A 20,209-nucleotide genomic window follows, 5' to 3' on the forward strand; every position below is an offset into this window, starting at 1 on the left:
AGATACAAAGTCACGGCCAGTCAGACTTATGCAGCTTTATTTGTTATTTTCATGAATTGCTCCTGGTTTGCATGGAAGATAGCGTATAAAATACACAAACTAATAGGTATCATTAAGATTAGATAGATGTAATTCGCACCAAAATTAGTAGCGATCCAACCAATTAGCGGAGCACTGATAACAACAGATCCCTGATTCCCTATCATACGGTAACTTGCCATTCTTCCATGATACTCTGAATCAGTAGCTATTTGTTGTACCGATTGAAGAAGAACACGAATCCAAGTTGTCCCCAGTCCTATTAAGAAAATTCCTGAAAGTGCAATAGGTAATATAGGAGCAATACCGACAAAAAGTAATCCAATTAATACAATGAACAGTGAATAAAGAGCGATTTTATTTTTACTTTTTCTCCACCACCATGTTCCTAAAGATCCTGCAACCACTCCCCCTAGCGAAATAGTTGCATCCATTAAGCCATAGACAGCAGCGGATTGAAGTAAATATTCAACCGTATAGACTGATAAAAAACCTAAGCTTGTATGGAAGACAAGCTGACCATTCAACATAATAATAAATAAACCAAGTAATAATTTATTATTTTTAATATAGATAAACCCATCTGCCATGTCCTTAACAATTGAATTCCTTTTTCCTACCCCCTTTTTTTCCTTTACCTTACTTTTAACTAGAAATAATGAAATCGATGCGATTGCAAAGCTGCCAGTCACGATAGCCATAGAACTCGATACAGATATGAAGCTAATGATAAGTCCTCCGACAGAGGCTCCAACTAGCCCTCCTATAATAGCAGCAGACGATGATTGAGAGAATATTTTTGGCAAATGCTCTTTTTCAAAAGACTCTGCAATAAAGGCTTGTATGGCTGGACGAAATAATGAACCTGAGACCTGCAAAAGCATGTGAATAACAATAATTAACCAAGGATTGATTCTATCGATTGTAAAAAAGAACAGTAAGACCAGCATCGAAAAAGTACATACGAGATTAGCTAAGACCGACAACTTTTTTCGATTAAATCGATCAACAATAACACCAAAAAATAAATTCAAAACAAGCCCAGGTAAAAAGCCAAGTCCTACTAATACTCCTGTATAGAGTGCTTCATTCGTTAATTGGTATAACGCCCAAGTCACTGATACTAAGTACATCGACCGACCAAATTCAGATAAAAAGAAGGAAATCAATATATTTTTAAAACCAACCATAAGGACATTCACCACCATTGATATAACAGTTAGTTACAATTCAAATAAAGTGAAACTTCCATAAGTGGGGTTTTTTTTCATCCCCCACTGATGGTTAGTTGCGGCCCACAGGAAGTGGGTCACGCAGACGTTGCCACACGATGTGGCGCTTTTAGTCTGTGTTCATTTTACGGGCTTTTACGGGCAGTTGTCCCCCACCTATCTTCCTCGCTTCTCTCTCAATCTTGAGGTGGGGGTCTTACTGCCCGTTAATGCGGGATAAATCAAGTTTAATTATTTTTGCCATTCTAAAAATTCTGTTTCAACCTTCATTTCTTATATGTATTTGGTCAGCTCCAAATCTAAAGCTTACCCAATCTTGTTTCAGATCGATGTAACTCCTCTATAACCAATTTTAAGTTTATTTGTATAATAATAAAAATTTAAAATTCCTATACATTTCCATAAGTCTTTCTTATGTATCATCTGAAAATAATTCAGCTAAAATATGAGCCTATTAGCCATAAAAAACAATCTAATAAACAGATTTGTATTATTTCATTTCTAGCACGAGGTCTCGTCAGCTTTTTATACAGGGAAGAATAACCTTACTTCTGTACCTACCCCTTCTTTACTTGTAATTTTAATTTCTCCTTTGTGCAATTTCATAATACTTTTTGCAATATGAAGTCCTAAACCAGAGCCTCCTGTTTCTCTGCTCCTCGCCTTGTCTACTCGGTAAAAACGCTCAAATGTATTTTCTATTTCTCCCTGTGGAATTCCTATACCATAATCTATAACACGAATAATAGCTTGTTTTTCATGTTTCTCTAAAAAAACTTCAATTCTGTCACTACTATACTTAATCGCATTATCAAGCAAAATAACGATAACTTGCTTTATCTTTAGTTCATCAGCCTTTATGATAATTGGATATTCATTGAATTGTAGTGTAATGTCTCTTCTATAAACATCTTTAAGTTGTTTAAGAATGCTCTTGCAAAGATTAACTAAATTCACTTCATTCATTTCTAAAACATTTTCTTTCTCTAAAGTAGCTAATTCTAAAAAAGTTTCAGTCATTTTTTGAATTCTTGTTGCCTCTGAGTGAATTGATTGAATTGCTTCGTTCGCCATATCTTTATTATCTAATCCATGCCTTCTTAAAAAATTTGCATAGCTCTTAATGATTGTTAATGGGGTTTTTAATTCATGTGATGCATCAGAAACAAACTGTGATTGCTTCTCCAAGTTTTCTTGGAGCCTATTAATCATCCGATTAAATGTAAGAGCCATTGTTTGGAGCTCGTCTTTTGTTCGATTTTGAATAGATATTGACTTAGGAACACCACTCTTTTCTATCTCCTCCATCGTATTAATCATATTGGAGATCGGTCTCATTATCATATTAGCTAACCATTTTCCTCCTAACAAGGACAATAAAGCTGCTAAAAGTGTACAGAATATTAGGATGCCCCGAAGAATTTCTTTTCTTGTTTCCAGCCCTAGTAATCGTTCTCCAATTTCCAAACTTCCTATAACGTTATTACCACTATAGATCGGTACATGAACGACCAATACCTCCTCTTCCCCATGTTCCGCAGAAATCAAATGTGTCTGTGACAGTTTTTCTATCGTAAATTTCCCTTTGATTTTTTTTGAAAGTAACTCATCATTCGTTACTTCGTGAAGGATCTTATTTCCTGGTTCCATGATACGAATATAGGAATATTCCGATAAGTATTTTTTAAAAATTCCCTCAGTGTCGTTAGATGATTGATTTGTATGAATGCCTTCTAATATATCCGAAGCTTTTTGAAATAGGATATCCTCTTCCATATTTACAGTTGTTTTCATAAATAAGAAGTAGACCACGAAGTTAATAAGTATTAATATGCAAATCATCCATGCAGTTGTTAAAAGATTAATTTTTGTTGTGATCTTCATCTGTTTTCTCCCTTATGGTAAAACCAATCCCTCTAATGGTGGTAATCAATTGCAGAGGAAAACCTTCATCAATTTTTTTTCTTAGATGTCTAATAAAAACATCAATTACATTAGTCTCACCCTCATACTCGTATCCCCAAACATTAGTAATAATGTTTTCTCTCGTAACCACTTTATTTTTATTTATAACTAAATAAACAAGTAAATCATATTCCTTAGGAGTTAAGGCAACTGATTTTCCATTTCTGTTTACTTCTCTTGTGGCAGTATTAATAATTAAATCCTCAACGGTTAATACGTTTTCTTCAACTTTGATTCCCTTTTTAGGATGATTCCGAAGGCACACACGAATTCGAGCTAATAATTCTTCAATTTCAAAAGGCTTTGTTACATAGTCATTCGCTCCATGATCCAATCCAGCGACTTTATCAAATGTTGTATTTCGAGCCGTTAATAGAATCACAGGAGTAACCCTATTTTCCTTTCTAAATCTTCTTAACACTTCAATTCCGCTTAATCCTGGCAACATGACATCCAATAAAATTAAGTCCATTTCATTTTGTATGGCTTTATATAATCCTTCTCTACCGTCATGCTCCACTGATACTTGATATCCCTCATATTCTAATTCCATTTTTAAGACACGAGCAATCTGTTGTTCATCCTCAATAACAAGAATATGTGTCTTCACTTCAAACTCATCCCTTCTAACTAGCCTGAAAGTATTTTTTATTTAATTTCCCCATTTTCAATAGAACACTTTTCTCATTATTCACAAAAACTAATAATAGAAAAACTTCTTCAACTTTAGTAATAAAAACAATGTAGCATAATGCATAAATACATTTTTCATCTTAATGAATTCTTAATCATTTATTAAGATAACCAAAAGGTTTATGGATAAAATAAAAAAGCTATTCCCTTTTAAAATGTCCTTTACAAAGGGTACACTAGCTTTTTCAATCATAATTATAGTTTTTTAACCCTAATTGGACTTACCATTAAGAGTGCGAGAATTAAGGTAATCCATGCATTACTATATGAAAAAAACCCCATACCCGCTAATGACAATCCAGCAGCTGGAATTGGTAATCCTTTAAAATACCCAATAGTTGGTTTAACACTAAACTTCGCTAATCTTAATGCCCCCATCGTTGGAAAAAGGATAAATGCTAAAGAAGTTAAAATTGATGGGGATGCTATCGAATGAAAAAGAAGTGCTGGAGCAACTCCGAAACTAACAATATCAGCTAAGGAATCTAATTCTACGCCAAATTCACTGTTCACTTTTAATTTTCTCGCAATCCTTCCATCAAGAAGATCTAGAACAGCTGATAAGAAAATAAAAATGGAGGCTACTTCCAAAACTCCACTCATATTAAAGGTAATTGAAATTACACCGCATAATAAATTTCCAATCGTAAATAAATTAGGAACAACTTTTACTATCCGATTAAACAAGACAGCTCCCCCCTAACGTTTCCCTCCGCAATTAAATAGTATTTCTATTTATTCGCTTTCTATCCTTAAAGATTCTAAATAAAGTGAAACTTCCATCAGTGGGGGTTTTTCGACGCACAGGACGTGCTAGTGCCGACGTTGCCACAGGACGTGGCGTTCTTAGTCGGCTTTCATCCCCCACTGATGGTTAGTTGCGGCCCACAGGAAGTGGGTCACGCAGACGTTGCCACACGATGTGGCGCTTTTAGTCTGTGTTCCTTTTATGGGCCTTTACGGGCAGTTGATCCCCCACTTAGGTTTCTTTAATTCTCTCGCAACCTTGAAGTGGGGGTCTTACTGCCCGTTAATCTGCGATAAAAATTGGCGCAAATACGCTATTCCTTTACTTTTATTTCTAATACTATGGAGCGAATTTTGTATTTGTTTTTCATTTTAATGGATTATTAATCTTTTATTAAGGGAACGTACAAGTGCATTTTATATACTTAACATGCCCAATCTGATAGGAGCATTATTCTTGAATTTGCTGCAGAGAACGATAAGACAATTGGGTTTATTTTAAATAAGTGATTGGGGATGCTCGAAAATGAGAAGATTAGTAGAGGCAACCATGCAAAGAGCCATTCTTATGATAGTATGTGTTGTTATTATTTTGGCTTGGGGGGGTATTTCTGCTTACCAGATGCAACGAGATTATTTGCCTGGAATAAACAATACCACCCTTTCAGTTAGTATGAGAGTACCTGGGTATCAAGCAGCGCAAGTGAAACAACAGGTTACTGATAGTCTGGCAAGTGCCGTTAAATCTGTGGATGGTTTATCTAATGTTGAAACCACTTCTTATGACGGTGGATTATTTATGAGTTTGTATTTTCCGATGGATACAGACATGAAACAAGCGGAAGATCAAGTGAATAAAGCATTGGCAAATGCAGATCTTCCACCAACCATAACAAGCACTCCTTCGGTAACACGGTTAACAACTAGCTCATTCCCAATTTTGACTTACAGTGTGACAAGTTCAAAATTAGATGAAACAACACTTCGCTCGACCGCTACGCAGGAAATTGTTAAACAATTAAAATCTGTTCCTGGTGTATCGGATGTATCCGTAATTGGGGGAGCAAAAGATGGATATGTATTAACTATCCGCATGAAAGACCTAGTGAAAAACGGATTAACATTAGATGATGTAAATAAACAATTTTCAATGTCCATCCCAAGCATGCCTCAGGGGAATATTGTAAACAACCAATTATCAATACCAGTATCTTTTGATGGGTTACCATTAACTGAGCAGCAAATGGAAAACGCAACAATTAAGAATAAGGATGGAAAAGCGATTCCTGTATCAGCTTTTGGTACCATAACGCATTCCTTAAATGACGTTAAAACAGTCTCCAGAACAAATGGAGCACCAAGTGTTACTTTAAATGTCATCAAATCACCATCAGCTAATATTACAGATGTTGCCGATCAAGTAAAGGAACGTGTTTCACACCTTCACTTGGAGACGGTAAATCCAAAAGATGTTTCGTTCCAAGTTTTACTTGACCGAGAAAAAGAATTAAACAGCTCACTCCTCGGATTAGTTCGAGAAGGATTACTTGGCTGCTTATTTTCTATGATATGTGTGTTCTTCTTTTTCCGAAATGTAAGATCAACATTATTAATTGCTATATCATTGCCAATTTCATTGTTAGCTACAACAGCTATCTTAAAGTCAATGGGTATCACGTTAAACATTTTAACAGTTTCTGGTTTGATTGTAGCTATGGGACGTATTGTCGATGATTCCATTGTTATCTTAGACAACATGTATCGAAAACGAGAAGAATCGAAGGATAAATCTCTGCTATCTATTCTTGCATCATCCGTTATTGAAATGATTCCTGCGATATTAGGCTCTACGTTAACAACAATAGCTGTTTATATTCCAATCGCCTTTGTTGGTGGCGTAATCAGTGCTACGTACAGTGGATTTGCGTGGTCCGTTGTAATTGCACTCATTATATCTTTCTTTGTAGCTATGCTTGTCATCCCTGCTCTTGCTTTTATGGGATGGAAAGGTGGAATTTCTACAAAACATACGGTCAAACTAGATTCGACAATGAAACCAGTATTGCAATCTGCATTTAAACATAAAAAAGCGATGATTATTGTTTCGATCTTAGTCTTTCTAGGTGCTGGAATCTATTCTGCCTTTCTTCCAGTAAGTTTATTACCTAGTGGAAAAATTGGACAAATTGCCATTAAAGCAGAGTTGCCTAAAGGCAGCACATTAGTTCAAGTAGATTCTGAAGTCCAAAAAATCGAAAAAGCATTAAAAGAAAATCCAAAAGTAGATGCGTATTCAGCCAATTTTGGTTCGACGATGACACCACAAAGTGATGATGTTTTTGACCAAGGTGGAGGTTTTATCACCTATCCAAATGTTGCGAACCTTTCTGTTGTGCTAAAGAACGACAAGGATGCTGATTCTGTCATTAATCAATTACAAAAACAGCTTCCGACATTATCTAAAAATGTAATTTATACCGTAACAAGCCAGAACATTTCTGGTGATGATTCACAAATGCGGATTCTATTTACAGGTTCAGACCAAGCAACTTTGGATCAAGTAGCTCAACAAGCTAGAACAAATTTATCAAAAATTGCGAACCTAAGTGTAGATGGAAAAGTGGATTTAACGAACGGTTCACCAAAGTACAAAGTTTCTTTTGACCAAAAAGCAATTCAAGAAAAAGGTGTACAAGTTGCTGATATTCAATCGGTCATTAATCGTTACATGTCCCAATCTAAAGATGCAACCATTACGGTTGATCATAAAGCACTTCCTGTAGATCAATTTTTAGATCAAATTGCAACAGGAACAAATTCTACGATTACGTTAAATGCTACTGCTGATGATGTTTTTTCATCTCTAGCTGCTGAAACGTTTAGTGGAAATAATGGTGAAATAGTTCGTTTTGATCAAATAGCTAAGATTGCAAAAGATCAATCTCCTTCAACTATTAGCGAAAGAGATGGTCAACCATACTCCCTTGTCACAGCACAGATTACATCAAACGATATTAGTAAAGTTTCAAATCAGGTGAATCAAGCCCTAAGTAACACGAAACTTCCAAAAGGTGTAACGTATTCATTGGGAGGAATCTCAGAACAAGTTAAACAAATGATTTTCGAAATGTCCATTGCCGTTGCATTTTCTATACTTTTAGTATTACTCATTACTTCTTCTATCTTCAAAGGATGGAGAGCACCATTATCAGTACTTTTAAGCATTCCACTGGCTTTAAGTGGTGTTGTTATAGCATTAATTCTATTCCATGGTGAGTGGAATTTAGCAGCATTAATTGGTGTTCTGATGCTAACTGGTATTGTAGTAACAAACGGTATTGTGTTAATTGACAAAATTGAAAGAAATCGAAAAGAAGGAATGCCAATTAAAGAGGCAGTTTTAAGTGGTAGTCTTTCAAGGATTAGACCGATTTTAATGACAGCAGCAGCAACAATTCTTACTTTATTACCACTTGCATTTTCACATAATGCGGATACGGTCATTTCTCAAACGCTCGGTATCGTGGTAATTGGCGGAATGATAACTTCAACCATCAACAGCTTAATTATTATTCCGATCATTTATGAATGGTTGCATAAAAATCAGCTATCCAAACAAAACATAGAAGTATCAGCTAATGGTAATTGCTAAGGGGTAACATTAAACTATAATTCTAGAAGAGGCTGACCCAATAGGTCGATTTTTACGACTTTTTAGGGTCAGCCTTTTTTGTTATTTTCATCAATTGCTTCTTGGTAGGATAAAAAAACGGAGTAAAGAGTATTGGATAATAGTAAAGGACATGCCGTTAAAACTTGCCCCGGTACGGGATTTTTCGGAGGGAATACCACAAAAAGTGCAAAGCACCACCCACTGTTCTAGATGGTGCCGGGCACAAATGCACTATATATTACTCTTCGTCATCTTCATAATTTTCATTTACAACAGTAAATTGATCAATTGTATCACCGTCTGAAGTAGTTGTTGTAAAGGTGATTTGATCTTTGTCAACCTTTGCAGTTATTGAAACGGCAATGTTTTCCATGTTTACAAATTCAAATTTATCATCTGCAACTGCATCATAGTGTTTATTTCCAGTCGTACCAGTGAGAACATAAACAGCTCCGTTTGGATCCTCTTTGCCAGCCTTCAGTTTCTTCGTTCTTCCATAGGCATGATCATGACCAGAGAAAACAATGTCAATCCCTAATTCATCTACAACTGGCGGTAATTTTTCTTTCATATCCTCATTGCCGCCAAACGGATTTGTGTAATAAGGGGGCTTGTGGGTAACAAGTATTTTCCATGGCTTGTCCGAATTTTTAACATCTTGTTTAAGCCACTCAAGCTGCTTATTTAGAATCTCACTATCACTTGTATATCCTAAAACGCTAATGTGAATATTATTGTAATCAACAGAATACGTACCGCCTTTGTCTACATCTGGTCCATTTTCAGGAGAGTTAAAAATGGCTTTAGCTAAATGCCCATCCGTATCTCCCATGTACTCATGGTTTCCTAAAGTCGCGACAAGATCTGTTGAACGAATATTTGCGTATTGGTCCATAACTCCTAGTGTATCATCCCATTGCTTGAATTTAGCGGATTCATCAATAAAATCACCAACATGAATCATAAACGCTAAATCTTTTTTATCTAAATCTCCTAGTATTTTTTGAAAGTGACTTAAATCAGAAGGTGATTGAGTATCTCCTAAAATAGCAAACTCAAAGCTATTCTTCCTTTTTAGTGTTGTGAACTCTTGCATTTGTGACCAGTTCACTCCGTCACCAACACGATAAACATATGTCGTATCTTGGTTTAAACCCTTTAATGTCACTTCATTCACTCTGACAATTCCATTTTTCGTAATATCCTGCTCACCAGAAAATACCTGGTTACTTGAAGAACCAGCAACTGTTTTAAGTGATGGCTCACCTTTCTTGTCGTAGTCTTTTTTTCTTGCAAATTGAATGAAGGATGAATTTTCCTTTCCTAAAGGGCTAGACATCCATGTGAATCCTTTTGATTTATAAGGGTCACCTGTAGGAGTTGAAATTACATTTTTTATCTCTGTTGCAGTTGTAAGAGATGGATAAGTTTGCGTGTTCACTTTAAATGAATACTTCCCATCTTTAACTCCATATAAAGCGATTTTCTTTACATCATTAGTGATTGAATCTACACGAAGGGTACCATCTTTGTCCGTTTTTCCTAGAAAAACAGGTTCTGCGCTGCCTTCAATAATTGCGTAGATTTCCATATCACTTACTAATTCGTTATGGATATTTTTTGCAGTTATGACAACTGGCTTCCCGATTAATATAGGCTGTGGAATAATGTCGTAAGCACTTTCAACTGCCACGCTAGTTGGTTCCATTGAATAAGTGGTGACAAAGTTTTCTTCTTTAGGATCCCTGTAGGTTAAGTTAGCTTCCATTATTTCATAGGTTAACTTACTGTCTTCTTTCATCGATTCAGGAATTCTGATCTGAATGGTTGCAGCATCTGAAATTTCTGCTGTTTCACCGTTATTCACAAGATTCAATGTAAGGATACCTGTTTCCGCTTCATAGCTGGAAGTACTAGTGTTAAATCCATTAGAAAACTTGATATCTTCCACTGGATAGTTTTTATCAATGTGCATTTTTATTGTAGAGCCTGTGATTTCAGATGGATTCTTTGCTTTTACTGCAAGTTCAAATACATCCCCGAGGAATGCTTGCTCTTGTTTTTTAGCGATTTCAATCTTTGCTGAACCTGTATTGACAGTAAAATAGCCAGTTTTAATCGCCTGATTTCCAAATTTATCAGGAACCATAAGGGTGATCTTATGTGTTCCGTCTGCCCATTTGAAACCGCTTAATGAGATAGATCCATCCATATCGTAAGAAAAATGACCTTCCGATTTGGAATAATCTTTCCCATCTACGAAAATACTAATCTTATCCCAATCAATTCCTGTTTTAAAAGGATCCTCTTCATATTCATGAACCTTTGCGGTCAGATTGACTGCATTTTTCGTAAATTCTTTTCCGTCTGCGTTAATGGATTCAATAACTGGGGGATATAGATCATCCACTTTTTCTCCATAAACTGCCCGGATATTATCAAAATAAATGGAGCCTTTTGTCATAGGTCCGGTAATTCCAGATTTTGTAGACATCAATCGTATCGCTTGGGTCCCAGATAATTTGAATGGACCTGTAAACGATTCAGGAATTTCCGCTTCAATGTATTTCCATCCAGTCCAGTCAATACCTGGTTTTTCTTGAGTAAGGTTAAGTGTCTGACTTTTACCATTTCCATCTACTATTAACATTCTCAGCCAATAGCCTTGAGCTTCTGGAGTTCCATAAACCCACATTCCTATACTTGATGGATCCCCATTAATCTCTGTATTTGTACCAGAGCCTGCATATACACCAAGTGTTGTCCCTGTTTGTGCATTTGTAAAATCGAAATCCATTTTTAATGACTGATCACCAAATCTTACTGGTTCAGGATATTTAGCTAAACTCAGCGTCCCTTTTTCACCGCGATTTGCAGTCGATGTCTTCCATCCGCCAAGCTCTTTTTCAAAGTCAAATAAGACTTCAGGAAGCTTTCCAACTGAAACATTCATTTGAGCTGTAAGATTTGAGTCCTTTAAGCGAGCTGTGATTGTCCCTGAAACCGTTTGATCTCCGGTGTGCAGGATTCCAGATTCATCAATTGTTCCCATACCTTCTGGAATTTCAAATTCAATATCTCGTAAACTCCAGTCTACAAATCTCTTTTGAAATTTTGCTACCAGGTTTAACGAGGTTTCACTATTTCTAGCCACTGTTAATTCAGATGAGGTGAAGTACATCTCATCAGGCTTTGCGATTTCAATCATACTTTTTCCAACTTCTTTACCTTCATGTTTCAATAAAACATGAAATTGACCAGTTTTTCCGTTTGAAATAAATTTTCCATTTTCATCGATTGTACCATATGAAGAATCGGCTAGTTCCCAAGTTAAACCAGATGCAGGCAGAGGAGCAGATGCCATAGACTGGTCTCTTCCCTTAGCACTGAATTGAATGGTTGAGCCAGGGGTAAAGGATTGATCATATGGTTCAATATGAGCCGATTGGAAAAGATGATCGGATGGCTCTTTAGAAACAATCAGCCAAGAGTTCGCTACACTTCTTTCCATACGGTCGGATGGCTTATTATCTACCTCAAGATTGTCGCCGCCTAGTTCACGAGTTGTAAAAGTAGATGAGCCTCCACCGTCTAGGTTTAAAGCACTTACTGCTCCTAAATCGATCATCAATTGCGCTAAATCTGGCATGGAGATTCCACTTGAATAAGGCTCTTGTCTTCCGTCAATTACAACAAAAAATACATCGCCATCTTCTTTAATTCCTACAGCTGTTCGCGGCTCTTTGTCTGCTCCTGTTTGAGGAGTCTGATAAATTCGGCCATCTTTTACTAGAATTGCATTTCCTCCAAGAGCTTCCTGTAATTGGTCCTTCATTCCTTCATATTCTGTATTGTTGCCAATGACTGCCTCCCCGGTTTTCTTTATGCCAAAGAAATTCCAGCCTTGTCCATTTTGAGCTTTTACAGCTTGTCCATCTTTGTAAACAACGCCAATAGGTTCACCTGTGGCCATATTATAGAAATCTGCATTCACCGCTGCCACGACTTTATGGTTATCCCCATTGGCTGCATTTGCTTGCTGTCTTACAGGCTGAAGACCAAATGCTTCTCCATCATTAGGTGTCCCTGCTTCTATAGATACAGTCGGATTATCTGCATCAACTTCTACTACGAAACTCTCAATCTTATTTCCGTCTTTTCCTTCAAAACTGTAGTGCTTCTCTTTTACACCAGGTGCTAGATCAGCTTGATACTCGTTGATGGGTGTTTGTACAACAACAGAGCTTAAATCGAAATTGCCAAGGGCTGATGTAAAGCTTGGTGAGATGATACTACTTGCCAAAACAAAGGATAGGGTAAAGAGCGATATCCTTTTTTTCCAATTTTTTCTCATTTTGCGTCTCCATCATAAATTTATTTCGTCAAATTTCGGGGATTTTGTTTAAAATTCAACGATATCTATAAAATAATAGAAATATATTAATCTATTATTAATTTAAGGTAAATAAATGCAGAATAGACAAGTGCAGCGCAAAAAAATGATAAATGAACTATATGGAAATATGATGAATAAGGAAATTTGACCTATATAAGAAGATTAAGAATGGGAAGGGAACAAACAATGAAGTTGTACCATAAGGATATTCATACCAATACTCACTCATTATAAAGTGAAACTTCAATCAGTGGGGGTTTTTCGACGCACAGGACGTGGCGTTCTTAGTCGGCCTTCATCCCCCACTGATTGTTAGTTGCGGCCCACAGGAAGTGGGTCACGCAGACGTTGCCACACGATGTGGCGCTTTTAGTCTGTGTTCATTTTATGGGCTTTTACAGGCTGTTGATCCCCCACTTAGAAATTTATTCTTGACTCAACTTCTTGAAGTGGGGATCTTACAGCCCGTTAATCTGCGATAAAAATGGTAGCTATAATCCAAACAAAAAAAGGAGTAGCAACTACCCCTTTTCTAAGAATATTAGTTTAATTTCTAGGATCTACATAATCCGGATAATCAGAAATGATTGCGTCCACTTTCATTTCAAACAGAAAGTCTGCTGCTTCTTGACTACGCACTGTCCACGATCCAATTTGCATGCCAAGAGAGTGAACTTGATTTACTAATTCTTCTGTCACAATTCCATAGCTTGGGTTAAACCAATCCGCATAGGTTGAAAATTCTTGTAAAGCTTCCGGTGTTGTATGTGCACGGTTAGAAGTTAATACACCGATTGGAACTTTTGGAAGAATCTGATCCATTTTTTTCATTGATTCAAAGTTAAAAGATTGGATAATGATTTTTTCATTTTGCGGTTTATCGAGATTTCGGTCTTTTAAAGCTTCTGCCACTTGTTCTTCAATACCAGGGTAAAGCTCTGGAGCCTTTAATTCTATTAAAATTCCAACTTTTCCATGGTAACGATCAAGAATCTCTTCAAATGTTGGGATTCGTTCTCCTGCAAATTGTTCCCCTTTCCAACTACCTGCATCAAGACTTCTAAGCTGTTCAATTGTTAAATCCCCTACTTTTCCCGTTCCATCTGTTGTACGATCCACTGTTGTATCATGGATCACTACTAATTCACCATCTTTACTTCTTTGAACATCGATTTCAATATAATCGGCTTTCATCTCAACTGCTAGATCAAAACCAGCAATCGTATTTTCAGGTGCATAAGCTGTTGCACCACGGTGTGCTACATTATCTACTTGTTTTCTTTCGCCTACTGTTGGTTCTTCAGCAAACGCCTGACTGAATGGGCTGAATAACAACGAAAAGGCCACCCCTGTACTTATTAATAATTTTTTGCTCATTTTCTCCATCTCCTATCTAAAATATGTATTCAAATATATTCTAGAAAAGGAATGTTTAACTAGTATGTACATATATTTATAGCTTAATGAAGATTGTGTTAACAAAATTCGATCTTTTTCCTTACGTTTTTTTACAAACCTAATAATGGAATTTATAGTATAGAAATACTCTACTACTCCATTTTACCTCCGACTTTCGATGGTATTGTCTTTAAATTTCCAACATCAAACGATACTTTTGAAAAGGCTCTTTTCGCATATATTGTTGCTTTTGCCTTCAAATTTTGCCCGTTGATTTCCGCTGTGGTCACGCAGCGATCGCGGGGAGAGACGTGAGCCTCCTCGGCGCTTGCGCCTGTGGGGTCTCACGCTTCCCTCCATTCCCGCAGGACATTGAATAAGCTTCCTTGAAATTAACACCGCACGAAGGAAATGCGAATGCATTTTCGAGGAGTCAAGTGCCCTCCGCTCCAATCAACTCAGATAGTTAAATAAAAATTGCATTAAAAACAACAAACTTTACGAATACAGCCTTTGACAAAAAATGATGAAAGAGGACTTGTCCCCTTTCATCATTTATTTTACTGCATCAACTTCATCGTTGTGATACAGGTTGGATCACCTTCAAATGTAGATAGCTTTGACTCTGCTATTTTTCCATCGTGCTCAATTTTGATCTGGAAAGTTTTATCCCGAGGTAACCACAAATCAATAAATCCATTAGATGGAGAGGTAACCATTTCATCCTGGATAACATTGCCATCCGCGTCTTCAATAAATAAGTTAAATTCTTTATTTGCAAGTTCACCTTGACAACCTGTCAAGCTATGATTCGTTCATGGATGGGTTTCATTCATGTAAGGTGCAATCGAAACAAAAAACTCATCTTTAGGTAAATCATACGAAGTTTTATTTCCATCATTTTCAGTCACAATGAGTTGTTGCGATGTAATGGAGGCATTTTCTGCCTTTATATTCCCTATACTATAATCATTCACCAAAGCCTTAATGTCATCTGATTCTTTTACAAGCTTTGCTTCATCTTTATCTGTGCTTCCGCAAGCAGTTAGTATAACTGCCGTTAACAAAGTAATGATTAATCCTTTTATTTTCATTTAAGATTCATTCCTCCCTTTGTCTTTTTTTAACCATTATACCCTTTACTTTGTTTCAAAACTTAAGTTTGCACTAATTTACACAAATTCTACCAGATTATAGCTTAATGACTTAGTAAACCGAGACCCTAATTTGGTATTAATAAAACAGTTCTAATCATATTCTTATAAAGTGAAACTTCCATCAGTGGGGGTTTTTCGACGCACAGGACGTGCTAGTGCCGACGTTGCCACAGGACGTGGTGTTCTTAGTCGGCCTTCATCCCCCACTGATGGTTAGTTGCGGCCCACAGGAAGTGGGTCACGCAGACGTTGCCACACGATGTGGCGCTTTTAGTCTGTGTTCATTTTACGGGCTTTTACGAGCAATTGTCCTCCACCTATCTTCCTCGCTTCTCTCTCAAACTTGAGGTGGGGGCCTTACTGCCCGTTAATGCGGGATAAAAGAAAACTAAGAAGGAGTGTAAAGTTTGTTGATAAAAGTAAAGGTTCGTTTACGGCCCATTGTAAGTAAGGTGAATTTGCCGACTGTTTTAAAAACTGCGATACTTCCGGGTGACTCAAAAGAAACATTATTTATTGCTACCCAGGTAGGAGAGATTTTTTACATAAGAGACGAAGTTGTACGGACTTTTTTAGATATTCGCCCGCGAATCATAAAATTAGGCACTTCTGAACCGGGTGTTTCTGGTGCTGGATATGATGAACGAGGATTGTTAGGGCTAGCGTTTCATCCCGATTTTTATTATAACAGGCTGTTTTATCTTCATTATTCAGTAGCTGGAACACAAGGTCCAGGTGCTCTTTCTGAATCTTTTTCACCTAACCCGTGTGATCCAAAAACTTTAAATCTAAGGTGGATAAATAGAGAAACTCAATATGATCATATTGATACTGTGGAAGAATGGATTTTACCATCGAATGGTCAACCTCAAAAACGACGGACATTACTAAACTTAAGAAGACCATTTTTTAATCATAATGGTGTCAATAACTTAAATTTTTCACCTGAAACAGGAAAACTTGTTTTAACCACCGGAGATGGTGGAGCAGGCTATGATCCATTCAATTTAAGCCAGAATGATATGGAAATCGCCGGAAAAATAATAGAAATTGATGTAGTTAAGAATACATTTATCCAGAATCCACCCGTAGTCACACGCTTTAATGAACTTCCCGTACCTATTCAGGAAACACTTACGGTGATTGCCAAAGGGGTTCGGAATATACCGGGCATTTCATTTCAAAGGTTTTATAATCAATATATCAAATATGTGGGAAATGTCGGACAGGATTTGGTAGAGTCAATTTTTTCATTCGGTCAATATAAACCAATACCAGTTACCCTGCTTGTTCAAGCTTTTTCAATGAAATCTGAAGCTGACCAAGAAGGATTTATTAACTTTGGCTGGCGAGGGTGGGAAGGTATTTTCCCTACTCCGATTATACAGGGTTGCTCTGCAAATCCGACTTTGGATGAGAAAATAATTGCTTATTATAATGAAGCAGTAAAATTATCAGTAAGGCGTCTTCAGCCTGTAACTAGTTATTTTCATAAAGATCAAAGGCCAGATAAATTTGGAGGAACTGCCCTTACAGGAGTGCAAGCCTTTATGGGGAATAGAATCCCCGCTTTAACAGGAAGTGTTGTGTTTACCGATCTAGCACGAAAGGAAGAAGTTCAATCTCCTACTAGAGGGGTTTTAGCTTATACTAGGATAAGAACAGATTGTAAACTAAATGATTTTAGTGTTATTCAAACTGATTATAATTTTGGGTCCGGGTCGGCTTATTATGTTAGTTTGGGAACGAATCTGGATCAAACTAGACTATTTTTAGGGGTTTATGGCTCTATGAAAGTGACTGATTTTAATCAAGGTACTGTTTTTGAAATTATTCCTTGATTCAAAACTATTCAATTCGACTTAATACCTTCGATGCATTACTACCGAAAGACCAAAATACGCTGAAGCCATTGAGGAATTATGAGATTATACGGATAAGCAATTGGAACCCCAATTTGTTGGACTATTTATCGAGATGATTTCGGAAGACTAAATCGTGCATTTTTAAAAAATGCACGACCGTTTGTTTAATAACATTATTAATAAGCAAGTTACTATTGTTGCCTATTAAAAAGCAAGGCCCTGCTTGTTATTTGACTATTACTTTTCCAACCATTCCTTCCTGGAAATGGTACCGACATATCAGTTCATATGTACCTGGATTTTTCGGTGTCACGGTAATGGTTTTTTCTTTTCCCGGCTGGACTTCAGCATCAATTCCGAGCTTTTCCACGGTGAAGGTGTGTTCTTTCGTACCTTTGTTTTTCAATATCAACGTTGTGGTTGTTCCATTCGGAATTGTAATGACTTTTGGATTAAAGTAATTATCGTTCATTACGACCTCAATCGATTTCACCGTATCCATAGGCTGAGTTACAGCACCGGATTCGGCAAATACGCCGAGTGAGCCTGAAGTGTTCACAACCACCATCAGCGCAAGCAAAACTACCAATCCTGTTAAACACTTTTTCAGAAACATTCGCAAGCCCTCCTTTCCTATCAGTATTTTTTCCAATTCATAAAATATTATCACTATAAATTGGGTTCCAACCTCCATTAAATGGCACTTTAATTGAACAATACAGTCAAAAGAAACCCTTATATTAATACAGTGTTTTGCCCCTTCAGACATTTCCTTGCTCCTATTTTTCTGGCATTCTAACTTGAGTAATCGTTCCATTAATATCTTCAGCATAAGGTAGTCAATTTCACTTTTAACCTCTCCAGTAAAGGTCCACTGCATAGGAATTTTCGTTAACTAGCGGTCTATTCACATATCGGTTCAATTTCACTTTATATTGCCATTCCCTGAAAAATGCTACTAACTTTAAGAAACTATATTTCTAAAGAATGCTGAAAATAAAAGAAGAAGATACATATTCGAGTCTTAAAAATCATATTTAGTAACAATTGATGGAAATTAAATTTTGGAGGCAATAATAATGAGTGAAAAACATCATAAACAGAGGCAAACTTTATTAGAGGAAAGCCATTATGAGAATCGAGACCTCTCCAATTGGACTGATGATGAGCTGGCTAAACTTCATTCCCAAACGATCGGCTCTAGGGGACCTGTACTGGAACAAGATGGTGTACTACACGAAACCTTACAAGAATTTATTCATGAAAAGATTTTAGAAAGACCTGTTCATGTAAAAGGATCTGGTGCATTTGGTTATTTTCAAACGATATATTCGATGTCCGAACATACAAAACTGAGCTTTTTACAAAATTCTAATCTGAGAGTTCCTGTTATGGTTCGCTTTTCGTTAGCTATCGGTACGAAAGGAACACCTGATACATCTAGAAATGTACGTGGTTTTTCTACAAAGTTTTATACAGAAGATGGCGTTTTTGATCTTTTATGTAATCACATTCCTATCTTTTCTATTCGTGATGCGATACGATTTCCGGAATTTATTAAAGCATTCTCACCATCGCCAAAAAATAATTTAATTGATCCTAATAGTTCTTGGAGCTTTGTAGCAAGAGTGCCTGAATCGATTCATTTTGTTGTACGTTTATACTCTGATGCTGGTACGGTAAAAAGTTATCGCCACATTCCAGGTCATAGTGTAAATACATATGTTTGGAGAAGTGCTCAAGGTATTAGAAAGTATGTTAAATACCATTGGTACCCATTTGAAGGTGTACAATACATTGGTAGCGAAGAAGCAAATAGACTAGCAGCTGAAAATCCTGATTACGCTGGTAAAGATTTATACGATGCGATTGCGGGTGGTAAACCGGTGGAATATGGCTTATATGTCCAGCTCATGGACCCAAAGGATGAAGCAAATCTTTCTTATGATCCTTTAGACGATACAAAAGTATGGGATGAAAAAGAGTACCCCCTAATACCAGTAGGCAAAATGGTATTAAATAAAAATCCTGATAATTATATGGAACAAATAGAAAAAGTCGCCTTCTCCACTTCTAATTTACTAGACGGCGCAGAATTATCTGATGATAAAATACTGCAGGGCCGTGCCAATATTTATAGTGATTCTCAAAGAAGAAGAATTGGAGCTGAATTTCGTAAATTACCGGTTAACCAACAGCAAAATTGGACACCAGCGAATCAAATTACAAGTGGTGATGGAAGATATGTTGAAGGCAAACTAGAAAGAACTTCTATAACAAAGCAAGACGATTTTGGGCAGGCTGGTGAATTCTATACAAGGTTAACCCAAATAGAAAAAGAACATCTTGCCGAAAATTTAGCTAGTGATTTGAAAGTTATATCTGATGATATTAGAAAGAAAGTTATGGAGTATTTCAATAAAGTATCACCTGACTTAGCAATGAGAATTGAGATTGAAATGAAAAATTGATAGATGATAAAAAATGTCAATCATAAGATTAAAATGACGTTTTTTGTATAAAATTTATTAATTTCCACCATGTTTTAATAACCGTATACTTTCACAAATACTACTATTGTTGCATTGAAATAAAATTTAATTAAAAGTATCGTGCGAGCTCATATTTTTCGATAAAGTGAAACTTTAATCAGTGGGGGTTTTATTCATCCCCCACTGATTATTAGTTGCGGCCCACAGGAAGTGGGTCACACAGACGTTGCCACACGATGTGGCGCTTTTAGTCTGTGTTCATTTTATGGGCTTTTACGGACAGTTGATCTCCCACCTAACTTCTTTGCTTTCGCTGAATTTTGAGGTAGGAGTCTTACTGCCCGTTAATGCGGGATAAATAAAAAGAATCCATTTTGAAGAATAATCATAATGGATTCTTTTATTCTTGAATGAACATTCCGCTTGTCCAAGGATAATGCTCTTTAATGGAATAACCAAAACATGCTCTTACCCTAAAATTATTAATTTTTGTTTCACTAACTCCCCCCATTTGTTTAAGTATAATTATTCACAATCTTGTTATCCCAAAAA

Annotated in this window: 11 protein-coding genes; 3 read left to right on the plus strand and 8 right to left on the minus strand. The window is 36.5% G+C overall.

The features are described 5' to 3' along the window. Positions 1-26: 26 nt before the first annotated feature. From FSZ17_RS20605 to pssA, 4 genes are all read right to left on the minus strand, one after another. Positions 27-1,229 (minus strand): MFS transporter, encoded by a 1,203-nt coding sequence (locus tag FSZ17_RS20605; RefSeq protein WP_057773870.1) that lies wholly within the window; start codon positions 1,227-1,229, stop codon positions 27-29. Positions 1,230-1,796: 567 nt separating this feature from the next. Next, complete coding sequence (locus FSZ17_RS20610; protein WP_057773872.1) at positions 1,797-3,155, minus strand: HAMP domain-containing sensor histidine kinase; 1,359 nt, start codon at positions 3,153-3,155, stop codon at positions 1,797-1,799. Continuing rightward, a complete protein-coding gene (locus tag FSZ17_RS20615) occupies positions 3,133-3,846 on the minus strand; it encodes a response regulator transcription factor (protein ID WP_082625308.1) in 714 nt (237 codons plus the stop codon). Before FSZ17_RS20615 ends, FSZ17_RS20610 begins: the two co-directional genes overlap by 23 nt. A gap of 278 nt (positions 3,847-4,124) precedes the next feature. Continuing rightward, positions 4,125-4,616: a CDP-diacylglycerol--serine O-phosphatidyltransferase gene (gene pssA / locus FSZ17_RS20620; protein ID WP_057773874.1), complete on the minus strand. Its 492-nt coding sequence runs from the start codon at positions 4,614-4,616 to the stop codon at positions 4,125-4,127. Positions 4,617-5,202: 586 nt separating this feature from the next. Here pssA and FSZ17_RS20625 point away from each other — a divergent pair. Beyond that, entirely contained in the window at positions 5,203-8,328 is a 3,126-nt protein-coding gene (locus FSZ17_RS20625; protein WP_057773876.1) for an efflux RND transporter permease subunit, read from the plus strand. Positions 8,329-8,587: 259 nt separating this feature from the next. Here the strand turns inward: FSZ17_RS20625 and FSZ17_RS20630 are convergent, their stop codons facing one another. From FSZ17_RS20630 to FSZ17_RS23555, 3 genes are all read right to left on the minus strand, one after another. Continuing rightward, entirely contained in the window at positions 8,588-12,703 is a 4,116-nt protein-coding gene (locus FSZ17_RS20630) for a phosphodiester glycosidase family protein (RefSeq protein ID WP_057773877.1), read from the minus strand. A gap of 588 nt (positions 12,704-13,291) precedes the next feature. After that, positions 13,292-14,122, minus strand: a complete 831-nt coding sequence (locus FSZ17_RS20635; protein ID WP_057773878.1) for a glycerophosphodiester phosphodiesterase — start codon at positions 14,120-14,122, stop codon at positions 13,292-13,294. Positions 14,123-14,703: 581 nt separating this feature from the next. Next, positions 14,704-15,237, minus strand: a complete 534-nt coding sequence (locus FSZ17_RS23555; protein ID WP_185150649.1) for a CueP family metal-binding protein — start codon at positions 15,235-15,237, stop codon at positions 14,704-14,706. 473 nt (positions 15,238-15,710) lie between these two features. Here FSZ17_RS23555 and FSZ17_RS20650 point away from each other — a divergent pair, with 473 nt between their 5' ends. Continuing rightward, positions 15,711-17,141: a PQQ-dependent sugar dehydrogenase gene (locus tag FSZ17_RS20650; protein WP_057773965.1), complete on the plus strand. Its 1,431-nt coding sequence runs from the start codon at positions 15,711-15,713 to the stop codon at positions 17,139-17,141. 250 nt (positions 17,142-17,391) lie between these two features. Here the strand turns inward: FSZ17_RS20650 and FSZ17_RS20655 are convergent, their stop codons facing one another. Further along, entirely contained in the window at positions 17,392-17,781 is a 390-nt protein-coding gene (locus tag FSZ17_RS20655; RefSeq protein ID WP_057773968.1) for a cupredoxin domain-containing protein, read from the minus strand. A 463-nt stretch (positions 17,782-18,244) separates the two neighbouring features. Here FSZ17_RS20655 and FSZ17_RS20660 point away from each other — a divergent pair, with 463 nt between their 5' ends. Then, positions 18,245-19,636, plus strand: coding sequence for a catalase (locus tag FSZ17_RS20660; RefSeq protein ID WP_057773884.1), 1,392 nt, complete (start codon positions 18,245-18,247; stop codon positions 19,634-19,636). The last annotated feature ends 573 nt before the right edge of the window (positions 19,637-20,209 follow it).

This window comes from Cytobacillus dafuensis (assembly GCF_007995155.1).
GTDB classification, from domain to species: Bacteria; Bacillota; Bacilli; order Bacillales; family Cytobacillaceae; genus Cytobacillus; species Cytobacillus dafuensis.

Coding starts and splice junctions, on each gene's coding strand:
- FSZ17_RS20605 (WP_057773870.1), bottom strand. CDS start 1,229: ATGGTTGGTTTTAAAAATATATTGATTTCCTTCTTTTTATCTGAATTT.
- FSZ17_RS20610 (WP_057773872.1), bottom strand. CDS start 3,155: ATGAAGATCACAACAAAAATTAATCTTTTAACAACTGCATGGATGATT.
- FSZ17_RS20625 (WP_057773876.1), top strand. CDS start 5,203: ATGAGAAGATTAGTAGAGGCAACCATGCAAAGAGCCATTCTTATGATA.
- FSZ17_RS20630 (WP_057773877.1), bottom strand. CDS start 12,703: ATGAGAAAAAATTGGAAAAAAAGGATATCGCTCTTTACCCTATCCTTT.
- FSZ17_RS20635 (WP_057773878.1), bottom strand. CDS start 14,122: ATGAGCAAAAAATTATTAATAAGTACAGGGGTGGCCTTTTCGTTGTTA.
- FSZ17_RS20655 (WP_057773968.1), bottom strand. CDS start 17,781: ATGTTTCTGAAAAAGTGTTTAACAGGATTGGTAGTTTTGCTTGCGCTG.
- FSZ17_RS20660 (WP_057773884.1), top strand. CDS start 18,245: ATGAGTGAAAAACATCATAAACAGAGGCAAACTTTATTAGAGGAAAGC.